Below are 19690 nucleotides of genomic sequence, written 5' to 3'. Positions count from 1 at the left end.
ACATTTCTCGAAATCGTCTCGATTCGCTATTTAATTGTCAAAGACCAAAGCCTTTTCATTCGGCGAAATGTAAACATAGCGAGCGTTGCCCGCTGCGTCAACATCCATTTTGCAATTGACGTTTCCGTCAGTCGCGAAGGGCAGTTACTATCGGAAGCGATTTGCTTCGTCAACCCCTCATTTCGTCTTTTTTCAAAGTCGCTATCGGCGTTGCCGTCAGCGTGTTGAGGCGGTATAGGCGGACCGGAGCGGCCCGTCAAGCACTTTCTCAACATTTTCCAAAATTTCAATGTGTTAGCGTTCTTTCGACCGCTTGTTCATCACACACCCGGTACGCTTCTGCATCCCGGTCAATTCTGGCTTTTCAAAGGCCCCTGAGGTTTTCCCTCGCGGCGGAGAGCGTTTCTAGGTGATTGCCCTCCCCGCGTCAACAGCTTTTTCCTCTTTTGGGGCAAATTGTTGCACTTTTCTCTGTGCGGCCTGCTGTCGCTCCCTCTTCTTAAGCGAGAAACTTCCTGAAAAGACGGTGGGATACGTGCGAGTAGCTGTCGAAATCGGGAAGCAGCTCCATCCTCGGCACAATGGCCCGTGTGACGGGCAAGGCGAGGTCTTTGCGCGTCAGATCGGCATAGACCGGCGTCCTTCCGCTCCGGATAAGGGTCTCCTCCACCAGCTTCAGGTCCGTGGCGATGCTGCCGGTGGACATATCCGGCAGGGATTCCAGCGTCACCACGGGGAGGTCCTCCGGTCCCGGCGTCGACGGCGGGCCAAAGGGGAAGGGATACGGCACCTCAAGAATTGCCGACAGCGCCGCGCGTGCGCCCGAGAGTTTGGCCGAGGCCCCTTTCACCACCTGCCCCTGCGGGCCGATGGCAAAGGCCTTGTAGCACGGGATACCCAGCTCGCTGGTACATTCCTGCAGGAGGACGTCTACGCCCCTGCGGGTGTACTTTGCCAGCAAGGCCGCGATGTCTTTGTCGTCCGACCGCACGCGGAGCCACGTGCGCGGGTCCACGGGTGTGGTTGTCTCCGCGTCGCGCTCGATGATTTCCAGAAGCGCCCCAAGGCGCGCCTGCTGCATGGTGTTCCCCGACGCCAGCCCGGTTGAGCCGAGCCCGCCGTAGAACCCCTGCTCGTCAAGGTTGGCAAACAGCGCGATGAACTGCGCCGGAACATGTACCGTAGCCCCACCCGCGTTCTCACACGGGAGCCAGTGCAGCGGCTCATTACTATAAGAGGCATCAAGGGGAAGGTCGTTCGGGTCCAGCGCGGCGCGGCCCTGTTCCAGAAGTTCCGAGCGGCGCGCGCGGACCAGCTCCCGGCCCGAGGCGCAGTCCGGAAGCGCGAGGCCATCCACGCTCACCCAGCTGGAATAGCGCTCCACAATCTCCATCAGCAGAGCGGCCTGTGCGGCGTCAAAGGCTACGCCCCGTCCATAGGACATGTGCTGGCCGGACACGGTGTAGTCCAACGCGCCATTACGGACGCTGATTGACGTTTCCCACCCCCGCACTAGCCCAACGGGGGACAGGGAATCCATATGCCGCGCCTGCGCGCCAAGGGACACACCAGCACGTTCCAGCGCGGCTTCGGCGCGGCGCGCGGTCTCCGCCGCCGAGGGATAGCGCTCCTTGGCGGGGCACAGGGCGAGCGCCTCGCGCACATCCGCCACATGGACAAAGTCGTCCCCGGCAGTCTTCACAGCTTCTGCGGGATACGGCAGGTCCAGCCCCTGCTGGCGGATGTCCTCCAACGGCGCGTGGTCCGCAATATTCGCCTGAAACGCCATGGCCCACTTCCGGTGCACGTCGGCCTCCGGACCACGGGCGGCGCGCAGGTCCACCAAAGGAGATGCCGCCTGCTCCGCAAGCGTTGCGGGACCGGACAGCCCAAGGCGCTGGGCAACATCCGGTTTGCCCTGCACGGCTTCGCGGAGAAGCCCCGTCACCACGGGATCGGCGCTGCTTCGCTCCAGAAGGTCCGCCATTTCGGCTTCATCACAGGCCGCAACATGACGCAGGGCGGCGCGGCGCATGGCATCGTCCATAGGCGCGGCGCGCAGGTGCGCAAGCATGGCGTCCAGCGTCATGTCCTCCTGAGGCAGGCAGGCGCAAAAGCCAACAGTGGCGTGGGTTTCGAGGAGTGTGAATGCGTACTCCGTGGTCATGGGCTGTGGTCTCCTTGCTGAAAATTCCATCATGGGGACGTAAGACATAGCCAAAAGCCCCCCATGAAACAACAACCAGCGCATTGCCCCCGCTCCCGATTGGGCTGGTCCACGGGGCAGGGTTTACGCTATACTGGCGCAAGGTCCATCAACCGCATTCCACAAGGAGAAGCACCATGCCTCATATTCGGCGCGGTATCGCCTGCCTGACCATCGCCCTGTGCGTTCTGTTCGCCAGCCCCGCCCTGGCCCGGGACTGGAGCGTGGATACAGACCATTCGCAGGCCGTTTTCACCATTACGCACATTGTGGGGAAGGTGACGGGGTTCTTTAATGACATTACGGGGACCATCTCTTTTGACCCCAAGCACCCCGAAGCAGGCGTCATCGACATCTCCATTGGCATTGATTCCATCAACACCGGCATTGCCAAGCGCGACGCGCACCTGAAGACGGCGGACTTTTTCGACACCGCCAAGTACCCGCGCATGAGCTTTGTCAGCGACGACATCGTCGCCCGCGGCGATGGTTGGTTTGAAGCGCGCGGCACCTTCACCCTGAAGGAAACCAGCAAGGACATCACGCTGCCGTTTACGGTGCTGGGGCAAAAGCCGCACCCGGCGCCCGACTTTGGGGGCAAGCCCGTGCTGGGCTTTCAGGGGCGCTTTGACCTCGACCGCCTTGCCTACGGCGTCGGCTCCGGCACCTTCCACAAGATGGGACTGGTGGACAATATGGTGGCGGTAACGCTGTATACGGAGCTTTTGCCCGCCAAGTAAGTTGCGAACGCGGCAGACACACAAACGCGGCGCGTCCCTCAGGGGATGCGCCGCGTTTTTCTGTATGGCGGTGGTGGGCATTGCCTGCCCACAGGCAGGGCTGAAGACGTGGGCGGCCTGCCGGGGCTGATCCGCTCCGCGCTCCCGCGCGGGTGGCGCCGCGTTAGGCCTTGTAGCCGATGGTCCGCAGGAACTGCTTACGCGCGGCCACGTCGTCTTCGCGCTCCACGCCAGCGGAGGCATAGCCGTCGATAACGCCCATAATGCCGCGCCCCTGCTCGGTTTCGGCCACGATAACCTCAGTGGGGTTGGCCGTCGCGCAGAACAGGCGCACCACTTCGGGCACGTTCTGGATGGTATTGACGATGTTGATGGGGAACAGATCCTTCATGAACAGGATGAAGGCATGGCCGCAGGACAGGGCCTTGGCGTTCTTTCGCGCCAGTTCCACGCATTCTTCGTCGGTTCCGGTCAAACGGATAAGGCGCTTGTCGGACGCCTCGCAAAAGGCGAGGCCGAACTTGGCAAAGGGTACCGTGGAGACCACAGCCTCATGGATGTCTTCCACCGTCTTAATGAAATGGGACTGTCCGAGGATGAAGTTCATCTCTTCGGGCTTGTCGATACGCACAGTGGTCAGTTGCATGATGCAGTCCTCCGCCCCTAGGGCATGTATCAGAGTTGATTGAACTTCCTGGAAGTAGGATGCCCGGGCATAGTACGAAACCTCGCCCCGCAGGGCAATCGTCATTCGAGGGGACATGGCGGCGCGCTGGCGCAGTGGGAACGATTCATCACTTGCCCACGCAGGCCGACATGGCTACCCTGCCTGACTTCAAGGAGCCGAAACAATGCCAGTATTGCCCATACCCGACTATGCACCGCCAACGCTCTTGGCCAATGCGCATGTGCAGAGCGTTGCCCCGTCCCTGATGCGCCCCACGCCGAAGGTGGACTATGTCCGCGAGCGCATCCCCACCCCGGACGGCGACTTTTTGCTGCTGGACTGGAGCTTCACGGAGCGCACCGCCACCACCAGCCGCCTTGCCATCATCACCCACGGGCTGGAAGGCCACTCCCGCCGCAAGTACGTCTGCGGCATGGCCCGCGCCCTGAACGCCGCGGGCTGGGACGTGCTGGCGCGCAACTGCCGTGGCTGCGGCGGTGAAATGAACGCCACGCCGCGCTTTTACCACAGCGGCGAAACCGACGACCTGCACACCACGGTCACCCACGCGCTGTCCTTTGACCGCTACAGCTCCATTGCCCTTGTGGGCTTTAGCATGGGCGGCAACCAGACCCTGAAATATCTGGGAGAAGCGCCCTCCCGCGTGCCGGGGGAAATCAGCGCCGCTGTTGCCGTCTCCGCCCCGTGCGACCTTGTGGACTCCGTCCACGCCCTGGAGACCCGCCACTCCGGGCGCTTTTATACGGAATACCTGCTGCGCAGCCTGCGGGACAAAATCCGCCAGAAGCATGAACGCTTTCCGGATGTTTTCGATATTTCCGACCTGAGCCGCGTGACCACGTTCCGCCATTTTGACGAGCGCTTCACCGCGCCGCTGTTCGGCTTTGCCAGCGCCGAGGACTACTGGACCCGCGCCAGCTCGCGCCCCGTCCTGCCAAACATTGCCGTACCCACGCTGATGATCAACGCGCAGGACGACCCCTTCCTTGGTGAAGACAGCTTCCCCGAGCGCGAGGCCCGCGACAATCCCAACCTGTATCTGGAAACGCCCCGCGCCGGAGGCCATGTCGGGTTCATCCAGCTTGACTCCGACGGCACCTTTTGGTCCGAGGCGCGCTGCGCGGCCTTTCTTGCCACGCATGGCGCGTAGCGCCCCTTCACCTCAACCACCATATCCGCATGCAGACACAACTCCGCCCCGCACGGCCAGAAGACATCCCCGCCATTCTCGCCCTCAATGAAGCCGCAGTCCCCGCCGTAAACAGCGTGGACCAAGACTTCATGGCCTGGTCCATCCGCGAAGCCGCTTTCTTTCAGGTGGCCTGCACCTCAGCTCAGGACGACATCCTCGGCTTTATGATTGGCCATACGCCAGACATCACCTACGCCAGTGAAAACTTTCGGTGGTTTTGCGCGCACTATCCGTCCTTTGTCTATGTGGACCGCATTGTGGTCGCGCCGCGCGCCAAGCGCATGGGTGTTGGCACCGCGCTGTACGACGCCGTCTCCACCGTGGCGCAGCAGCTGGACTGCCCCGCCGTCACCTGCGAGGTGAACACCCGCCCCCGCAATGGCGACTCCCTCGCCTTCCACCACCGCTACGGCTTCCACGAAGTGGGCGCGCAGGAGACAAAGAACGGCACGGTTGCCGTTTCCCTGCTTTTGAAAGACCTCAAGGCCTGATACATTCACGAAAGCCAAAAACCGCGCCGCCCCCCCAAGAGGTAGCGGCGCGCCCTTTCCTCAAGCGCAGGAGGCCGAACGTGACGGACAAAATTCGCAAAACCGACGAAGAATGGCGCGCCCAGCTCACGCCCGAGCAATTCAACATCTGCCGCAAGCGCGGAACAGAGGCGGCATTTTCCGGTGAATTCGCGTCCTTTAAGGGTGAGGGGGAGTACACCTGCGTGTGCTGCGGCAACACGCTGTTCCGCTCCGCAGACAAATTCGACTCCGGAACGGGCTGGCCCAGCTTTATGGCCCCTGCCGCGCCGCACGCCGTTGAAGAAAAACGCGACACCTCCCATGGCATGATACGCACGGAAGTCATCTGCGCCCGCTGCGACGCCCACCTTGGGCATGTGTTCCCGGATGGACCACCGCCAACGGGCATGCGCTACTGCATCAATTCCGTATGTCTGGAGTTTGTCCGCGCAGGAAAAAACGCGCCATCCTAGCGCCATTGGCGGTGTGGAGCACGCCCCGCCCCCATCATGCCATACAGGAAAAACGCCGCCGGGCTTGAATTCCTTTCGTTTTGTGGCAATCATTGGTCAGCCTGCAACACAAAACGGAGAACCGATGCTCGACGACGCCTACCGCAACCTGTGCATCTATCACATTCACGACGGCCTCCGGGACGGCCTGTCGCACTTTTCCCAATCCAGCCGCGCCGCGCTTATCTACGCGGAAACGCCGCACAGCGCCCCGCGTATTCACGACCCGCAAAACCTCTTGCGCGGGCATGAACCCATGCTGGAAAAAGTTTTTTTCAAGGACGCCACATGGCGGCAATGCCCCGGCAAGGTCGCCTCCATCCCGCCCTTTGAACAAATTTTGTGCGACCCCTTACCCATGTCCGGCCTCATCAACGTCGGCGCGCGCTCGCGGGCTATCTTTCACCAGACGTGGTTTACGGAGCACCACCCGGACCTGTGCTCCACGGGGCCGACGGAACGCTGGCTGGAGCATGCGTCGTGGATGCTGTCGCAGGCGTTTGCCTCGGACAACGTCCTGCATCTGGACCTTGCGGGGGCCGTGCTTCAGGGCTGGGCCACCCACGCCGTGCGCAATTTCCTTGTGGACCAGCGCGCCGAGGCCATGGGCATGGATACAAAACTGCGCATCTATCCCACACTGGACGCCATCCTGGGCATCTCCAAAACGCTGGAGGAAGGCGCATGGGCGCGCGGGCGGCTGTGCTTTGTGGAGCCGGGGGACATCGACAGCGTGACCTATCTGGCCAAATTCACGCGCGATGAGCGCCCGGTACTGCAAAACCACAAGCATGTGCGCAAGCTGCTGCTCTCGGTTGAGGATTCGCCCTACGCCCTTGTATCCGATGGCGCGAGCATTGTGGGCATTGGCATGCCGCCCTATCCCGGCGCATGTGTTCTGGCGGAATTTCGCGGCAATTATGGCTTTGTGCGGCTGGGAGAGGAAAAGGTGTGCAGCTTCTTTGACGGCGCGTTTCATTCCACCACGCGCCGGGCGAACCTTGTGCAGCTGGAGGAACTGCTGCTGGAAAGCCGTCTCGACGCCACCCAGCGCCATGCGCTGTTCACCATTGTGTCGGACATTGTCCACAGCACGCAGGAGCGCAAGCACGGCTGCACGCTGGTGCTTGATTTCTCCTGCCCGCACATTCCCATCGCAGGCCAGCATTTGGAGAACCCCATCAGTCTGCATAACCCGCATATGCTGCATGTGGCCAAGGCACTGGCCAAGGTGGACGGCGCCCTGCACATCTGCGCGGACGGCACCCTGCACGGTTTTGGCTGTCTGTTGGATGGCGAACGTGTTGTCGCCGAGGACCGCTCGCGCGGGGCGCGGTACAATTCCGCGCTGCGTTTCACGGCGGGGCATGATGACCTTGTGGTCATTGTGGGGTCGTCGGACCGTCCCATGTCCATTATTCAAGGCGGCGTAGAAGTGACGGCGGCCTGCGCCCTGCCCCCGCTGGCTGGAAGCTGTGGCACCCCGCCCCACCTTGAGGACTGGATAGCGGACGCTTAATCCCGCTGGCGGACGCGGGCAAAGTCAAGGGCGCTGCGCAGGTCCGCAAGCTGCTCCGTCACGTCCCGGTCCGCGCAATCGGGCACGTCGTCAATGAGCTCACGCAGGGCGTCCACGCCTTCCAAAAGCGCGGTGACAAGGTCGCTGTCGGCCTGAATCTCACCCGTGCGCACGCGCCCCAGCAGATTCTCCAACCAGTGCGAGACCCGCTCAATGCTGTGCAGCTTGAGCAGTCCGGCTCCCGCCTTGACGGAGTGAGCGGCCCGGAACACGCTGTTGAGCAGTTCACCTTCATCCGCAGCGGTGTGCTCCTCCAGCTCCAACACGCCCGTCTCAAGTTCCGAGAGCCGCTCGCGCGATTCTTCAATGAACGCGTCGAGCACTTCCTTATCCTGCGAAAAATCCATCATGGACTACTCGCCCCCAGCTGGCTGGCCTTCAAGTATGGCAATGGCTCGCTCCGCCATGGAATCCATGTCCGGCTTGGAAATCTGCTCCGCCGCGCCCACGGATTCACCCTTGTGCCGCAGTTCCTGCGTAATGAGCGATGAATACAAAATCACCGGGATATCCTTGGACATCTCGTTGTCCTTGATGTTTTTCGTCAACGTAAAGCCATCCATGAGCGGCATTTCAATGTCCGCGATGACAATGTCCAAAAAGTCGCCGATGGGGCGGCCTTCGCCCTTGGCGCGCTCGGAGATGCTCTCCACAAGGTCCAGCGCCTCCTGCCCGTTGTTGACGATTTGCAGGTCAAAGTTGGCGGCTTCCAAATTCTTGCGCAGCATCAGGCGGATGGTTGGGGAGTCGTCCGCCACCACAGCGCGGTAGCGCTTGGAGGCAATAACGCTTGGCGCTTCATCGTCCTTCATGCTTTTTGGCTCAAGGGCGGAAATAATCTGCTCCAGGTCCAGCAGCTGGATGAACCTGTCCTCGCGCCGCACCATGCCGATGATGCTGGATGTGCCCATGCGGTTGACGTACTTGTGCGGCGGGGCCACATCGCGCCAGCCCACGCGGTGGATTTCCGTCACGCCAGAGACAAGGAATCCGGTCACGGCCTTGGAAAATTCCGTCACCATGACCACCTCGTACTCGTGGGGGTCGCGCTCAATGCCAAGCCACACCGCAAGGTCCAGCACCGGGACGATGTGCTTGCGCAGGGAAATGGTTCCCATATAGCACGGGTTGGATGCCGATTCCGGTGGATCAAGGTCCGGACTTTCGATGACCTGCATCACCTTGGCGACGTTGACGCCAAAAAAGCTCGGCGCCGGACGTCCGCCCCCGGGGACCTGCTCGTTAATGAACAGCTCCAGTATTTCCAACTCGTTGGTTCCGGTTTCCAGCAGAATATCGGTCTTCGCCATACCAGCCTCCCATAGACGGTCTTCACGGCCCTACTCTGCACCACTCCACTGTCCTTTCTACCCTTGCAAAAGCCTTTACGCAATATACGATGCCCGATTCGGCGGTGCATCGCCCGCTTTTCCCCCGCGCGCAGGGGCCGATGCGTTCTGGCAGGAACACACTGCAGCGGTGCGGCCCGCACGTTCCAGACGAAACAGGTGACAAACGGCGCAATTTAAGGAATGGCTAGGGGCGAAGCAACGACCGCAAGCAGAAGGTGGACGCCAATGCAGATACTTCTTGCAACGGAAATCTGGGGACGAACCCCACATGTGGATATGATGGCCGACACGTTTCGGCGCGTTGCCACTTCGGTAACGGTGGTGGACCCGTACGATGGAGCGGACCAAGGCTTCGTCAGTGAAGGGGAAGCCTACGCGCGCTACGTTGAAGCTGGCGGGCTGGAGGTCTACACCCGCCGCGTCCGGGAGACGCTGGCGTCGATGCCGGGGCCGGTGGCGCTGGTTGGATTCAGCGCCGGAGCCGGGGCGGTATGGGCCGCCGCGCGGGAGGCATCTCCGGTCCCCCTCCTCGCGGTTCTATGTTTTTACGGTTCGGCCATCCGGACCATGATGGACACGCCCCCGCAAGCGCCAACGGACGCCATCTTCCCCGCGCACGAGCCGCACTACTGCGTGGACGATGTCATTTGCGTACTCAACCGCGCGCCGAACGTGCACTGCCACACCACGCCCCATGGGCACGGCTTCATGAATCCACTGTCCGTCAACTACGCCCCAAGCGCTGCGGCCAAATGGCTGGTCTGGGCGCAAACGCGCCTGACGACCGTAGCCAAGAACGCCGAAGCCCTCTGAGTTCTGCCCAAGCCGGGCGCATTCCCCGCGCGGTTTTCGCGCTGCTTTGCGGCGAGCGCTTCTGCGCGCACCTGCCCCTGACGACGCACCCTGCGTCCCCTGCGGGGCATGGCGCAGAGTCCCACCCCACCGCCGCCGTCCCCGCTCCAGACCCCCGCCGCATAAAAAAATCCCCCGCTCACAGGGAACGGGGGATGAAAAATGCCTCGCTGATGCGCCACATCAAATGGCGGCGTCCAGCAGCATATTGTCGCGGTGGATGGCCTCGGGGTACGGGCACGCGCCGAGCACCTCTTCGATTTCGCTACTGCGGCGGCCCATGATTTCCCGCAGGTCCTCGTCGGAATAGTTGGAGAGACCAACGCCGATAACGTCGCCGGATCCATCCAGCACACGCACCAGCGCGCCATGACCAAAGGAGCCCTCAACGGCCACGATTCCGGCGGGAAGCAGGCTTTTGCCGTGCCATACCAGCGCCTTGGCCGCTCCGGCGTCCACCTTGACGCTGCCGTCCGGGACCTTGTTGTAGGCCAGCCAAAACTTTCTGCGCGAGATGGTTTCGTGCTCCGGCACCACCCATGTGCCGATGTTCTCGCCCGAGAACACGCGCTCCAACACGTAGCGCTCCGCGCCGGAAACAATGAGGGTGGGCACGCCCAGCTGGGCCACGCGGCGCGCGGCAAGCAGCTTGGAATACATGCCGCCGGTCCCTGCGGAGGTTTTGCCGTCACAGGTGGAGTCGATGTCCATGCACGAGATATCCTCAATGCACTGCAGGCACTCGGCATCCGGATTCTGATCCGGGTTGGAGTCGTACACGCCGGAGGCGGACGTCATATTGATGAGCAGGTCCGCGTGGACAAGGTTGACCACAAGGCTCGCCAGCGCGTCATTGTCACCGAATTTCAGTTCCTTGACGGCGTCGGCAATGGTGTCGTTTTCGTTGACGATGGGGATGGCCTTCCAGTCAAGGAGCTTGTGGAAGGTATTCCATGCATTCAGGAAACGGCCGCGGTTGCGCAGGTCGTCACGCGTCAGCAGAATCTGCGCGGAGACCTTGCCATAGCGCGCAAAGGCTTCGTCATAGGCATGCATAAGGCGGCTCTGGCCAATGGCCGAAGCGGCCTGCCGCTCGGGAACGCCCGTGATGGCGGTGTCCAGAACGCGGCGTCCGGCGGCAACTGCGCCGGAGGAGATAAGAACAACGTCCAGTCCCCTGTCGTGCATGGCGGCCATCTGGTCCGCCAGCCGGTTCACAACGCGCATATCCAGACCGTCCGGTCCGGTCAGGACGGCGCTGCCGACCTTGATGACCACACGCTTGGCGTCCTTGATGACGTGTTGTCTCTGCTCTTTCCAGTCCATTTCAGGCCTTCCGGGTCGTGTGTAACCTTCCATCCGGTCCAAACCGCTCAGCTCTCCGTGTCCGTATGGTACAACCGCCACATTTCATTCACAAGCTCTTCCACTCCGTCGCCATTGAGGGCGGAGATGAAAAAGACCTTCCGGCCGTCATCCTCGGCGCGCTGGCGAAGCGCGGCAAGGTCGTCCTCGCTAAGCAGGTCAATCTTGTTGATGACCGCCAGCTGGTGCCGGTGTGCCAACTCATCATTATAGCGGGCCAGCTCGTCATTAAGCATGTCGAAGCCTTCCCACGGGGATTCCACGTCAAGGTCCTCGGCGCTGAGGATGTGGACGAGGAAGCGCGTGCGCTCCACATGCTTAAGGAAAGTGTGCCCAAGGCCCTGCCCTTCGTGCGCGCCCTCGATAAGCCCCGGAATGTCGGCCACGACAAAGTGGTCGCCCACTTCATTGATAAGCACGCCAAGGTTCGGGGTCAGGGTGGTGAAGGGATAGGGAGCAATCTTGGGACGCGCCGCAGAAATGGTGGAGATGAAGGTGGACTTGCCCGCGTTGGGCAGGCCCAAAAGCCCCGCATCGGCGAGGATTTTCAGCTCAAGGCGCAGGGTCCTTTCCTCATTTTCGCCGCCGGGCTGGGCAAAGCGCGGCGTGCGCATGGTGGAGGACTTGAAGCGCTCGTTGCCAAAGCCGCCGCGTCCGCCTTTGCAGACCACAACCTGCATGTCCGGGTCCGTCAGGTCGGCGAGGAGGCTTTCGGTGCCTTCCTCGTCAATCTCATAGAGCAAGGTGCCAACGGGGACATCAATGACGAGGTCTTCGGCGTTTCTGCCAAAGCGCTGCTTGCCCATGCCGGGCTGGCCGTTTTTGGCCTCGTACAGGCGCTTCAGGCGAAAGTCGTACAACGTCAGCAGCTTATCGGACGCACGGAAGATGACGTCGCCGCCTTTGCCGCCGTCGCCGCCATCGGGTCCGCCTTTGGGCACATGGGCCTCGCGCCGAAACGACACGCAGCCATGCCCGCCCTTGCCGGAACGCACTGTAATCCGTGCTTCATCTACGAAGCGCATAGGTAACTCCCCGCGCGAGATACTCGCGCATAAAAAACGGGCGGATAGCGCAAAGCTGCGCCATCCGCCCCGGAAAGTGCTCGACCGCTGAGACTATGCCTCAGAGGGAACCACGCAAACCCGGGTCTTAACTTTCTTCCGGCGCGTGAACTTTTCAAATTTGACTTCGCCGTCGGTGAGGGCGAACAGGGTGTAATCCCTGCCAACACCAACGTTCTCGCCAGCGTGGTACTTGGTGCCCAGCTGACGAACGAGGATGTTGCCCGCGAGGACCTGCTGGCCACCGAAGCGCTTAACGCCTCGTCTCTGACCGATAGAATCGCGACCGTTTCTCGAGCTACCGCCCGCTTTTTTATGAGCCATTTCAGTACTCCTTTACTGACCTTAGGCCTCGATGGCCTTGATCTTGATAGTGGTGAAGTCCTGCCTGTGGCCCTGCTTCTTCTGGGAATCCTGGCGGCGGCGCTTGTGGAAGACGATAATCTTCTTTTCGCGGCCGTGCTCGACCACTTCGCAAGAAACCTTGGCGTTTTCGACGTAGGGCTCGCCCACGGTCACTTCGCCAGACTTATCCACCAGCAGAACCTTGTCCAGAACCAGCTCGGAACCGGCCTCTGCCTGAATCTTCTGAATGTCAATCGTGCGGCCTTCCTCAACACGGAACTGCTTGCCGCCGGACTCAACTATTGCATACATGACCTATTACCTCCAAAGAAAGAGAGAGGGGTAGATATCCGACAAATGCAGAAAAAGTCAACCCCTCACGCTTGAGTTTTTTAATTTGCCTCATAAGCGGACACGCGGTTCCGTCCGCTCCTCTTTGCATCATAAAGAGCGGCGTCCGCCCCTTGCACTAACCGCTCGGCGTGGCTGTCTTCCCATTTTTCATCAAACTGCGCAACACCAATAGATATGGTCAACGCAACATTCCGCTCCAAAACATCGCCGTCCACGCTTTTGATCTCAAAGCGGTACTTCTCAATGCTGGCACGGATATGCTCTGCCATGTCAATGGCTTGCTCCAGCGTCATGCCGGGCGCAATCACCACAAATTCTTCGCCGCCATACCGCGCTGGCAGGCATTTGCCGTCCGCGCGCCCTTTCACCCCTTGGGTAATAAGGTGCGCCACAAGCTTCAGCGCCTGATCGCCAATCTGATGGCCATAGGCGTCGTTAATGCGCTTAAACAGATCAATATCCAGCATGAGCAGACTCAGCGGCCCGTCACGCTCCTCGCCGCACTGGCGCTGCAGTTCATCATCAAAACGCCTGCGGTTGGCCAGCCCGGTCAGGGCGTCGGTGTTGGCCGCACGGTGCAGGTCTATTGCGTCCTGCCCCATGGCGTCCACCAACTGCTTAAACGAACGGCGCAGCGACTCCACCATCTTTTCCGTAGGCATGCCGCTTTGCACGGTCTGCACCGTTTCCTCGCCGAGGTTTTGCACCTCGCCCGTGCGGCGGGAAAACAGCTGCCCGAACTCCTCCAGCAGCGCCGAGGATTCCTCCAAGGCGGCCTTGAGGCGCTCGCGGTAGTCCGTGGTCAGGATTTCTTCCTGCCGCCTCGCCACTTCGTCATAGCGCTCGTCGCTGAAGTCGCGGCGGCGGATGAGGTCAAGAAACAGCTCGTGGATGGCGGCCTTTTGTCCGTCGGACAACGTATCGTTGTACTCAAGGCTCCGCATATAGAGGATAAGCGAGTACCACCTCGGCTCCGAGGGGACTCCCGCCTTGGACAAAAGCCGGCACAGATGCTGTTGTTCCGGCGCGGTGCAGGGGGTGGTATCCTGTTTACTCATGGATAGACGACACTGCGGGTTGATGGTTCCTCGTACGGCCAAGCCGCCGATAGAGCCGCATCCCGGCTGTTTTAGACCGGGCGCGCTCCGTTCATCTTCGGCCATGGTAGCGGACTCTGCCCACGCCGACCAGCATTTTCACGCCTCCGGCGTTCTGGCCAGCACGGCCACATCCACCCGCGCCGCCCCGGCGCGCTCAAGGGCGCGCGTTGCGGCCTCCAGCGTGCCGCCCGTCGTCAGAATATCATCCACGAGCAAAATATTGCGCCCGGCAACGCGGCCCGCATCCGCACCAAACGCGCCGCGTACATTCTCGCGCCGGACCGCGGCGCTCAGCCCCACCTGTGGGCGGGTGGCGGCATGGCGTTCAAGGGCGTGGGCATCCACGCATGCCCCGCTCTCGGCAAGCCCGCGCGCCACTTCCAAACTCTGGTTAAAGCCGCGCTCGCGCAGGCGGGCGGGATGCAGCGGGATGGGAACCACGCTCCACGAGGGCGCCTCGGCAGGGTCGCTGCCCGGCCACCCACCGCGCTGGCAGGCCTCGCGCAGCAGCCGCTGGAGCAAGCGCCCGCGGCCAATACGGCCAGTGAACTTATAGTCCAGCACCAACCGCCGCAGCAGGCCGTCGTAGACTCCGGAAAAATACAAGCTGTCCCATGGTCGCGGCTCCCGGCGGCATGCGCCGCACAGATAGATGCCGCCGGACGGGGCAGGATACAGCGCGCCGCAGGCAGGACAGTAGCCCGTGGTCCGCGGGGCCAACTCACGCGCGCAAGCGGAGCACAGCCCGCGCTCGCCCGGAGCGAGGGCCACACCGCACGCACCGCAACGTGCGCCGCACACCGTCCGGACAAGGCGCCGCAGCACTTAGGCTCTCCGCTCCTCCGCGGAAGTTACGGCCGGGGCGTGCTCGGCGGCGGCAGCGCGGCCAAGCTCAATAAGCTGGGTTGAGCCGGAGACATCGGCCTCCAGGTCGCCGCATTCGTCAATGCCTTTAAACAGCAGCGGCTCCTGCATCTCAAAATTGAAGACATCAAGAAAATACTTCAGCGTGAGCAGGCTGCCTTCAAAGAGCTTGTCGCCGTGTTTACGTCCTGCCAGCAGGGAAACATAGGCCTTGCGGCGCGGCAGTGCGCGCATACATTCGTCGCCGTCCAGTTTGCGCAGGTAATGACATTGGCTGCGGTCTATCCACGCCTTGAGCTGGGCCGGAACGTGATAATAATAGATGGGCGAGGACAGGAACAGGTACGGCGCAGTCAGCATACCCTGAAACAGACGCCCGCTATGGTCCATGTCCGTCAGGTAGCAGGCCCGCTTCGGATCATGCTTGCACCGATAGCAGGAGACGCACGGCTCCACCCGGTAGCGCCGCAAAAAGTCTACGGCGATGTCTCCCGCGCCTTGGGCGAAGAGGAGCGCGGCCTTGTCGCTGTTGCCGCCCGGCCGCGGGCTGCACGACATGACGAACGGAGTGCCGCCATTTTGCGCATTGTGCACCGTCATGATTTCTCCCTCAGTGTATAGACGAACCGTGCGCGAACATGGTCGCCCTCGTCGGCGGCATCAAGCCGCCAGCTGTCGTTTGTGGCGCGCTGGTCTTCCAATGACGCCAGCACGTCCTTGCGGACAAGCACTTCTATGACCGAAGCGCGGGACAGGCGAAGGTACCACCCCACCTCAAGCCCGACGCCTCAGCACTTGCCTCGCAGGTCCAGAAAAACCGTTTCGTTATCGCTAGTCATGTCCCAAAGGCTCCACGCCGCACGCGCGGCCGGACGCGCAGGGCGTCCGGCCGCGGGGCGGGGTCGCTAAAATCCCATCCCGGGCGCGCCGGGCTGAAAGAACGGGTTGTGCGCCTTTTCGTCGCCAACGCTGGTGGCCGGACCGTGGCCCGGATACAGCGTGGTGTCCTCCGGCAGGGTAAAGATGCCCTGCTCCACGGAGCGCACCAACGTCGGCGTGCTGCCGCCGGGAAAATCCGTGCGGCCAATGGAGCGCGCAAAAATCAGGTCGCCCACAAAGGCCGCGCCCTCGCCGGGGAACACAAAGGTCAGGCTGCCGGGCGTATGCCCCGGCGTCGCCACAATTTGGCACTCTTCGCCAACAAAGGTCGCGGCGCCCGGAGCGATGGGGTCAAAGTCAAACAGCTCCACCTTGGGCAGGCCCATGGCGCCGCCGGCGCCGACCTCAGTCTCCAGCAGAAAGCCGTCCTCGGTGTTGGCGGCGATGGTGGCACCAGTCTCGCGCGCCAGCTTGGCCGCGCCGTAAATATGGTCAAAGTGCAGATGCGTGATGAGCACATGCGTCAGGGTCAGGTTCTCCTGCCGGATGACGTCCAACACGCTGGCAGGGTCACCCCCGGGATCGATAAACACGGCCTGTCGTCCGCTGGAGAGCAGATAGCCGTTGGTTTGCAGGGGGCCGAGGGCGTAGGTCCGAATCTGCATCAAAACTCCTCAATAAGCAGCTTTTCAAGCGGCTCGCGCGAGCTGGCACCCGGATGCGCGGGATGGCCGACGGCAATAAAGGCCATGACCTCATACCGCTCCGCGTCCAGCTTCAGGGCGTCCAGCACCTGCTGCGGTTGATTAATAATTTCTCCAAGCCACACCCCGCCAAGGCCAAGGGCGTGCACGCCAAGCAGCATATTCTGTATGCAGGCCCCGGCGGTTTGGTGGTCCTTCAGCGGCGAATACATGGCGTCCTTATCGAGAAAAACGCCCACGAGCAAACCGCACGCGCGCACAACGGCGGCGTATTTGGTGCACCCCGCTAGGGCTTCAAAGCGCGGATCGTCCGGCCACAGACACATAAACCGCCACGGCTGATTGTTCAGCCCGCTGGGGGCCCAGCGTCCGGCCTCCAAAATGGCAAGCGCCTCGTCGCGCGTTATAGGAGCATCGGTGAATTTCCTTACACTGCGGCGCTCAAAAAGCGCCTTGAATACTGGATTATCGCTGAGTTCCATACGCTTCTCCTTTGCAATTTCTGCTTTGCCACGGTGAACAACATTGTCGAAATACCAAACAATGTCCACCCCCAGACATGTTTCGGTACACAACATTGCACCAGCAACCGTCATATCCTACAGTGAGGTGCCCCCGTCACGTCCAGCCCAGGAGGTCCCCATGCCGCATCTGCCCTTTTCGCCCCTGCGCCGCGCGCTGCTCCTTGGCGCGCTCACGCTGCCGGTGAGCATTGCCCTGCCCGCGCCGGTACGCGCGGCCATGCGCCGGGCCTTTCCCACCCGCACCGTGGAGCAGGACCTGCCCGCCTTTTCCGCGCGCACGGGCTTGCTGGAATTTCCTGACGGTACGGACGCGCCCTATGTACTGCGCATTGACGGGCTGGTGCAGGCGCCAGCCGCCCTTGCCTATGCGGACCTCACCGCCCTGCCGCAGGTGGAGCAGACCTCGGACATGCACTGCGTAGAGGGGTGGTCCGTCCAGAACATCATGTGGGGCGGCGTACGCCTGAAAACACTGCTCGACCTTGCCCAAGCTGACAAGGCGGCGCGGTATGTGGTCTTTCACGCCCTTGGCGCCACGCCGCGCGGTCCGGATGGTCTGCGGGCCTATGTGGAGTGCATGTCCATTGCGGACCTGACGGACCCCGCGCAGGACTGTCTGCTGGCCCTGCGCATTGGCGGCGCTCCCCTGCCGCATGACCGCGGCGCGCCCGCACGGCTTGTTGCGCCCTATCAACTGGCCTACAAAAGCATCAAATTCGTGCACAGGCTGGAGGTCACGCGCGAGGCCCGCGACGGCTGGTGGACCGCGGCCAACCCCATCTACCCGCGGAATGCGCCCGTGCCGAAGCGCCGCCTGCGCGCGCCATAGGCGCATGTGTCTTGAACTCCTCGCCGCGCCGGGGTATGCACCGCTTCTATGAGCGAAAACACCTCCTTGCTACCCGATACCGGCCTGACCCTGTCGCGGCGCGACCTGATCTCCTTCGAGGACATCCTGCGGGAGGAGATAGCCTCGTACCTGTCGTTTACCTCGTACAGCCTCTTTTTCCCGCGCTCCGTGGACGGGGCCGGCACGTGGGCGGACCTGCGCGAAGGGCGCGCCGTCATCCTGCCGGAGGAAGGCAAGGCGCTCCTGCCGCTGGCCCTGCATGGGCAGCTGCTTGGCGTGTTTGCCGCGCGCGGCGTGGAGGTGGACCCCACCCCGTCGCTGCCCACCTACCTTGCGGCCATGGCGTGGAAGAGCATGGAAAAACTGCTGCTCTACAAGGCCGCAATGGCGGACCCGCTCACCGGGCTGGCCACGGCCCCGCATTTTCTGCGCGTGGTGTCCGGCGACATTGCCGGAGCGCAGGACGGCCTGATGTCCCCGGCTGGCGACTGCTTGGCCGCACCCGGCACCGAGGGGGCGTCCTCCTGTGGCCGTGTGCACAGCGCCCTGCCCAGCATGCCCGAATGGCAAGACCGCTACGGGTACACCTTTGGCGACCGCGCCCTGTGCAGCGCAGCAGCCGCCCTGCGCGACCTGCTCCCGGAGCAAGCCGTGGCCGCGCGCCTTGACGGCGACGCCCTTGGCGTCTTCTGGCCCGGAGCCACGCCCATGGACTGCCGCGAACTAGCGGACCACATTGCATCGGGCCTGCAAACCGTCGCCGTCCCGGACATTATGCTGGGTATGGAAATGGCGCTGGACGCCACCGTGGGCCTGACCCACTACCCAACGGACATGCCTGCGCGCACCCTGCGCCAGTCCGTGCGCGAGCAGGCCGGGGCCGTCCTTGCCAAGGCCGCGCGCGCCGCAGGCTACGCCACCCACGGCGCGGCGTTCAGCTTTGGGCAAATCGTGCAGGAAGGCGGCACAGTCACGGAAATTCTGCCGCTGAACCGCATCACGGTCAGCCTTGGGCGCACTGTTGGCGCGGCCGAAGGCCAGCGCTACCTTGTATGGTCCGACGACCACGGCGGCGGGCCGGACACGCCCCCCATGTACAAGGGCGAAATCGTCCTCATGGAGGTCCGCGCCACGTCATCCACGGCGGATGTGCTCTACCTTGCCGACACCTCGTGGACCATTACCCCGGGGGACCGCCTGTCCCTTGCCCAGCAGTCCGAAGAGGCTCCGGCCTCTGGCGCGCGCGGCGACGCCCCCCGGCGCGACTTGCTCACGGGACTACTGCTCTACCGCGACTTTTTGGACCACTTCGCGCAGGAGCGCGACGCCTGCGACAGCTTCAGCATGGTGCTGGTGCGCCTACCGGACGCCGGGGAAAACGACACGCCCGTGCAGACGGAAATGCACCTGCGCGACGTCTCCGCCATCTGTTCGGACCTGTTTGGCGACAGCGCCGTGGGTGGACGCTTCAGCATTGGCAGTCTGATTTGGTTCCTGCCCGGATGCACGGGGGATGACGCCACGGCCCTGTGCGCCGCCGTCCAGCGCCGCCTTGAGCCTGTTTTGACCACGCCGCCCGCCTTTGGCATCGCGCCCTTTCCGCACCTTGGCTTCTCCCGCGCGGACGCGCTGGATAACGCCCGCAAGGCCCTTGCCTACGCGCAAATGCTCCCGGCGCCGCGCATTGGCGTACTGGATTCCGTAGCCCTCAACATCAGCGCGGACCGGCTGTTTGCGCAGGGGCGCATCTACGACGCCATAGAGGAATACCAGCTCTCCCTGCTGGCGGACGAGGGCAACACCGTGGCGCGCAACTCCCTTGGCATTTGCCTTGCGCGCACGGGGCAGCTCTCCAAGGCCAAACAGCACTTTCAAACCGTTATCGACCGCGACAGCGGCAACCTGTTTGCCCGCTACAACCACGCCTTTGCCTGCCAGAAAATGGCGCACTACGACAACGCACGCGCCGCATACAACGACTGCCTCGCCATTGACCCGGACCACGTGT

Annotated in this window: 23 protein-coding genes; 9 read left to right on the top strand and 14 right to left on the bottom strand. The window is 62.6% G+C overall.

Annotated elements, in window-relative coordinates:
• The coding region (locus tag ACY69P_RS03625) for a hypothetical protein (protein WP_462326604.1) at nt 1–228 on the top strand (228 nt) is incomplete at its 5' end.
• A 271-nt stretch (nt 229–499) separates the two neighbouring features.
• On the opposite strand, the gene ACY69P_RS03620 is transcribed toward ACY69P_RS03625, so the two are convergent.
• Nucleotides 500–2167: a YcaO-like family protein gene (locus ACY69P_RS03620; protein WP_462326603.1), complete on the bottom strand. Its 1668-nt coding sequence runs from the start codon at nt 2165–2167 to the stop codon at nt 500–502.
• Nucleotides 2168–2343: 176 nt separating this feature from the next.
• Here ACY69P_RS03620 and ACY69P_RS03615 point away from each other — a divergent pair, with 176 nt between their 5' ends.
• Nucleotides 2344–2946, top strand: coding sequence for a YceI family protein (locus tag ACY69P_RS03615; protein WP_462326602.1), 603 nt, complete (start codon nt 2344–2346; stop codon nt 2944–2946).
• Between the two features lie 163 nt (nt 2947–3109).
• Here ACY69P_RS03615 and ACY69P_RS03610 read toward each other — a convergent pair whose 3' ends face one another.
• Entirely contained in the window at nt 3110–3592 is a 483-nt protein-coding gene (locus tag ACY69P_RS03610; RefSeq protein WP_462326601.1) for an adenosine-specific kinase, read from the bottom strand.
• Between the two features lie 205 nt (nt 3593–3797).
• Between ACY69P_RS03610 and ACY69P_RS03605 the strand changes: the two genes are divergently transcribed.
• From ACY69P_RS03605 to ACY69P_RS03590, 4 genes are all read left to right on the top strand, one after another.
• Entirely contained in the window at nt 3798–4784 is a 987-nt protein-coding gene (locus ACY69P_RS03605; protein WP_462326600.1) for a YheT family hydrolase, read from the top strand.
• A 29-nt stretch (nt 4785–4813) separates the two neighbouring features.
• Nucleotides 4814–5317, top strand: coding sequence for a GNAT family N-acetyltransferase (locus tag ACY69P_RS03600; RefSeq protein ID WP_462326599.1), 504 nt, complete (start codon nt 4814–4816; stop codon nt 5315–5317).
• Between the two features lie 80 nt (nt 5318–5397).
• On the top strand, nt 5398–5811 hold the full coding sequence (gene msrB / locus ACY69P_RS03595; protein ID WP_462326598.1) for a peptide-methionine (R)-S-oxide reductase MsrB: 414 nt from the start codon (nt 5398–5400) through the stop codon (nt 5809–5811).
• Nucleotides 5812–5935: 124 nt separating this feature from the next.
• Nucleotides 5936–7369: a DNA integrity scanning protein DisA nucleotide-binding domain protein gene (locus ACY69P_RS03590; protein ID WP_462326597.1), complete on the top strand. Its 1434-nt coding sequence runs from the start codon at nt 5936–5938 to the stop codon at nt 7367–7369.
• Here the strand turns inward: ACY69P_RS03590 and ACY69P_RS03585 are convergent.
• Both ACY69P_RS03585 and ACY69P_RS03580 read right to left on the bottom strand, forming a co-directional pair.
• On the bottom strand, nt 7366–7779 hold the full coding sequence (locus ACY69P_RS03585) for an Hpt domain-containing protein (protein ID WP_462326596.1): 414 nt from the start codon (nt 7777–7779) through the stop codon (nt 7366–7368). The genes ACY69P_RS03590 and ACY69P_RS03585 overlap by 4 nt on opposite strands.
• A 3-nt stretch (nt 7780–7782) precedes the next feature.
• Nucleotides 7783–8739, bottom strand: a complete 957-nt coding sequence (locus ACY69P_RS03580) for a chemotaxis protein (RefSeq protein ID WP_459898050.1) — start codon at nt 8737–8739, stop codon at nt 7783–7785.
• Between the two features lie 267 nt (nt 8740–9006).
• On the opposite strand from ACY69P_RS03580, the gene ACY69P_RS03575 reads away from it, so the two are divergent.
• Entirely contained in the window at nt 9007–9594 is a 588-nt protein-coding gene (locus ACY69P_RS03575) for a dienelactone hydrolase family protein (RefSeq protein WP_462326595.1), read from the top strand.
• 222 nt (nt 9595–9816) lie between these two features.
• Here the strand turns inward: ACY69P_RS03575 and proB are convergent, their stop codons facing one another.
• From proB to ACY69P_RS03525, 10 genes are all read right to left on the bottom strand, one after another.
• On the bottom strand, nt 9817–10959 hold the full coding sequence (gene proB, locus ACY69P_RS03570; RefSeq protein WP_462326594.1) for a glutamate 5-kinase: 1143 nt from the start codon (nt 10957–10959) through the stop codon (nt 9817–9819).
• A 47-nt stretch (nt 10960–11006) separates the two neighbouring features.
• Entirely contained in the window at nt 11007–12023 is a 1017-nt protein-coding gene (gene obgE / locus ACY69P_RS03565; protein WP_459898045.1) for a GTPase ObgE, read from the bottom strand.
• Between the two features lie 93 nt (nt 12024–12116).
• Nucleotides 12117–12386: a 50S ribosomal protein L27 gene (rpmA, locus tag ACY69P_RS03560; RefSeq protein ID WP_404845809.1), complete on the bottom strand. Its 270-nt coding sequence runs from the start codon at nt 12384–12386 to the stop codon at nt 12117–12119.
• Nucleotides 12387–12407: 21 nt separating this feature from the next.
• A complete protein-coding gene (rplU, locus tag ACY69P_RS03555; RefSeq protein ID WP_404845808.1) occupies nt 12408–12719 on the bottom strand; it encodes a 50S ribosomal protein L21 in 312 nt (103 codons plus the stop codon).
• Between the two features lie 80 nt (nt 12720–12799).
• Nucleotides 12800–13819, bottom strand: coding sequence for a GGDEF domain-containing protein (locus tag ACY69P_RS03550; RefSeq protein ID WP_459898042.1), 1020 nt, complete (start codon nt 13817–13819; stop codon nt 12800–12802).
• Nucleotides 13820–13957: 138 nt separating this feature from the next.
• Nucleotides 13958–14686, bottom strand: coding sequence for a ComF family protein (locus tag ACY69P_RS03545; RefSeq protein ID WP_462326593.1), 729 nt, complete (start codon nt 14684–14686; stop codon nt 13958–13960).
• A complete protein-coding gene (locus ACY69P_RS03540) occupies nt 14687–15325 on the bottom strand; it encodes a flavodoxin family protein (RefSeq protein WP_462326592.1) in 639 nt (212 codons plus the stop codon).
• Complete coding sequence (locus tag ACY69P_RS03535; RefSeq protein ID WP_462326591.1) at nt 15322–15498, bottom strand: hypothetical protein; 177 nt, start codon at nt 15496–15498, stop codon at nt 15322–15324. The genes ACY69P_RS03540 and ACY69P_RS03535 overlap by 4 nt, the downstream gene beginning before the upstream one ends.
• 132 nt (nt 15499–15630) lie before the next feature.
• Nucleotides 15631–16269 (bottom strand): MBL fold metallo-hydrolase, encoded by a 639-nt coding sequence (locus ACY69P_RS03530; protein WP_462326590.1) that lies wholly within the window; start codon nt 16267–16269, stop codon nt 15631–15633.
• A complete protein-coding gene (locus tag ACY69P_RS03525; protein WP_462326589.1) occupies nt 16269–16790 on the bottom strand; it encodes a nitroreductase family protein in 522 nt (173 codons plus the stop codon). Before ACY69P_RS03525 ends, ACY69P_RS03530 begins: the two co-directional genes overlap by 1 nt.
• 160 nt (nt 16791–16950) lie before the next feature.
• Between ACY69P_RS03525 and ACY69P_RS03520 the strand changes: the two genes are divergently transcribed.
• Nucleotides 16951–17661, top strand: a complete 711-nt coding sequence (locus ACY69P_RS03520; protein ID WP_462326588.1) for a molybdopterin-dependent oxidoreductase — start codon at nt 16951–16953, stop codon at nt 17659–17661.
• 48 nt (nt 17662–17709) lie between these two features.
• Nucleotides 17710–19690: diguanylate cyclase domain-containing protein (locus ACY69P_RS03515; protein ID WP_462326587.1), on the top strand; the 1981-nt coding region annotated here is incomplete at its 3' end.

The organism is Desulfobaculum sp. (assembly GCF_054921475.1).
Note: the sequence above shows the minus strand (reverse complement) of the source record. Positions and strands in the feature narration are given on the sequence as shown.